Here is a 2688-nt window from a genome sequence, read left to right on the forward strand (position 1 = left end):
ACTATGAGGCGTACAAAAGCACTCGCTCACCGATGCCAGATACCCTAAAACAAAACTTATCGCTTTTTAAACAAGCCATTGAACAAACAGGCATTGTGGTGTTTTCACCTAACAATGATGAAGCTGACGATATAATTGCCACGCTGGCACATAAAGCCGCGACTAATGATGTACCTTCTACTATCGTTTCTACAGATAAAGGGTTTTTACCATTTTTATCTGAGCAGATTGCTATTTATGATTACTTCAAAAAACAGTATCTTGAAGCCGACGACATTAAACAGCGCTTTAATGTTCCAAAACATCGACTCGCTGATTTTTGGGCTTTAGCTGGTGATAAAACCAATGACATACCCGGCGTGAAAGGTATTGGTAACAAAACTGCGCAGCAATTAGTAAATGAGTATGAGTCAATTGCAGCCGCAATCAACGACGATGAACTAAACCCTTCAGTAAAGCGTAAATTGAACGATGAGATGGATATGTTTGTTATTTCGAAAAATCTTGTGATGTTACGCACAGATATTCACTTAGGCTTTAGTTTAAAGCAGTTAAGGCTCAATTAATCGCAATCTCGTAGCGCACTTGGATATCACAGCGTATACTGCAAATTCGCGTTAATTTTAAAGAGTTACACATGTTTAAAAAGGTTTTCCAATATCTGGTGCTGGGTTTAGGTGTTTATGCACTTATCGCCACTCTTGTGATCACTTTTTATAAAGATGATCCACAAGCCATGATCTGGCAAGACCGTGAAGCTTTTAATAAACGTTACATCTCGAAACTATCTATCGATAAGCCTGAAAACTTAAACGCCGTACTTGATTACTTAGGCAGCCCAGACCTAACCTATGCTAAACGAGTCGAAGACAATGTTTGGCAAATCATTTTTTACCGCACGCAACACGTAAAATCRGATGGTATTACAACAATAGATGAGTGCACTGGCTTGCTGTTTAAAAATGGTCAATTAGTATTGTGGGGACCAAGTGCCTATGAAAGCTATCAACAAGAAACCTAACCGCTTATGATGGAAAACGTGACGCCTCGTGAGTTGGCACGCTTATTTGATAGTACGCACCAGTTGCTCAAGCTTTATTATCAAAAGCAGAAATGGTCGCAAATTTATCCTTTATTAAGCAACCTTGCTGAGCGATATTACTTAATCTACCAAGCCTGCCCAAAAGGTATGCAAGCGCAACTTAGCATATATGTTCCTAATCATGGCTACACAACAAATTTAGTTGTTAACCAATGCGTTATTGCTTGCATTCTATGTCGTAGCCTAAATTACAACCAAGCAATTAGTGAACAAATTATTAGCTGCTGTTTAGCTAATTACCTGTGCGTACAAACTCAAAGCAATAAGTTAGCTGCCTGTGAAAAATTAACATTACAAGATAAAAAACTTTGGCAGAATCGTCACCAGCTTGCTGCAAAATTACTACAAAGCTCAGGTCCTCATACATTATCTATTCAGCATTTGTTAGCGCGGTTAAATAAATACAAACAAGCACTTTTAAGTGCGCCAAAAATTATGATTTATGACGGAGCAACAACACTTGTAGCTTTAGCTAACATTATCGCCATGAATACCACTTATCGTGAATCTGGTGGGCATATTAGTATACATAAAGCATTGGCTGATATTTATCTTCGTACACCTAATGAGTTTGCTCAAAATGCAATAAAGGCGCTCATTGCGCACATAGGCCCATACATTCCAGCAAGTGAAGTAAATTACGCTGAACGCATTCTTATCTATTTAACCACCGATGAGCAAGGTAGGCATATTTTAGTCGATGCTAGCCGCCCAGAAAAAGTACGCTGGCATCGCATCAAAGCTAATTTGAGCATTTTAGACAAACAAAGAACATGTAAAGACACGCGTTTGCTCTACACCGTATGGTTTAGTGAGAACATCAATTTTACAGAACCACCACCTATAAATCAGCAACGCAGACAGCAATACTTAGCATTAATTAGTGACTTAAAAGTATCAAAAGAATACAGCTATCGTGGTTTAAATAAGCTGTTAAGTCCCTACCCTGAATTAATTACGCAACTTACAATTGCCGCTAAGCCCTATAATAAAGAGCAGCAAAGAGCCAAAGACTTGCGTCATTGTTTATCGATGGTTGGATACGACAATGCACCGGCAATYATTCAGAAAGTATTGTTTCAACGCTTAGTAGCAACAACTACTCACCCACTGTTTCAGCATATTTCTAAACGACTTGAAAATATGGTGCGGATTATTCAAGCATTGTTTAAACACTCTGACTCAGTGCAATTTGAACACGTGAGCTTGCCATTATATGCCTACGTTTTATACCTTTGCGAATATCAAGCTACGAGCCTGTCTCGAAAAACTATATTTGAACAAGCCGAAGAGCATGTTATTAGCCCACCATTGGCCTGCCTATTTGGTGTTAATCACCTAGATCAAGCCCCATTGACTGAATATTTAAATCAGCTAATTGGTGACAACGTCTGGACTCAACATTTACTGGCTAGTGAACAACACAAAAAACAGCAACTCACCATAAATGAGAAACATTGGATAGCTATTAAATTATTTACTTATTATGTTTTTCAACCAAAAGCTTTATTTAGCAGCTGGCAAGAGCAAATCATTTTCGACAGCCTATCGGCTGCTGGTTGGGACTCAAAAGCTAATTTTTATGC

3 protein-coding genes are annotated in these 2688 nt (G+C 38.5%); all 3 read left to right on the forward strand.

What is annotated here, in order from left to right; genetic code table 11:
• Positions 1-566 (forward strand): 5'-3' exonuclease H3TH domain-containing protein (locus BWD47_RS19945; RefSeq protein WP_075594546.1); only part of this gene is annotated, 566 nt, incomplete at its 5' end.
• A 71-nt stretch (positions 567-637) separates the two neighbouring features.
• The gene (locus tag BWD47_RS19950; protein ID WP_075594547.1) at positions 638-1021 is read left to right on the forward strand and encodes a DUF3192 domain-containing protein; all 384 of its coding nucleotides are present in this window, start codon (positions 638-640) and stop codon (positions 1019-1021) included.
• Positions 1022-1027: 6 nt separating this feature from the next.
• A partial coding sequence (locus BWD47_RS19955) for a hypothetical protein (protein ID WP_143474514.1) occupies positions 1028-2688 on the forward strand: 1661 nt, incomplete at its 3' end.

The organism is Pseudoalteromonas sp. PAB 2.2 (genome assembly GCF_001938575.1).
Classification (GTDB): domain Bacteria; phylum Pseudomonadota; class Gammaproteobacteria; order Enterobacterales; family Alteromonadaceae; genus Pseudoalteromonas; species Pseudoalteromonas lipolytica.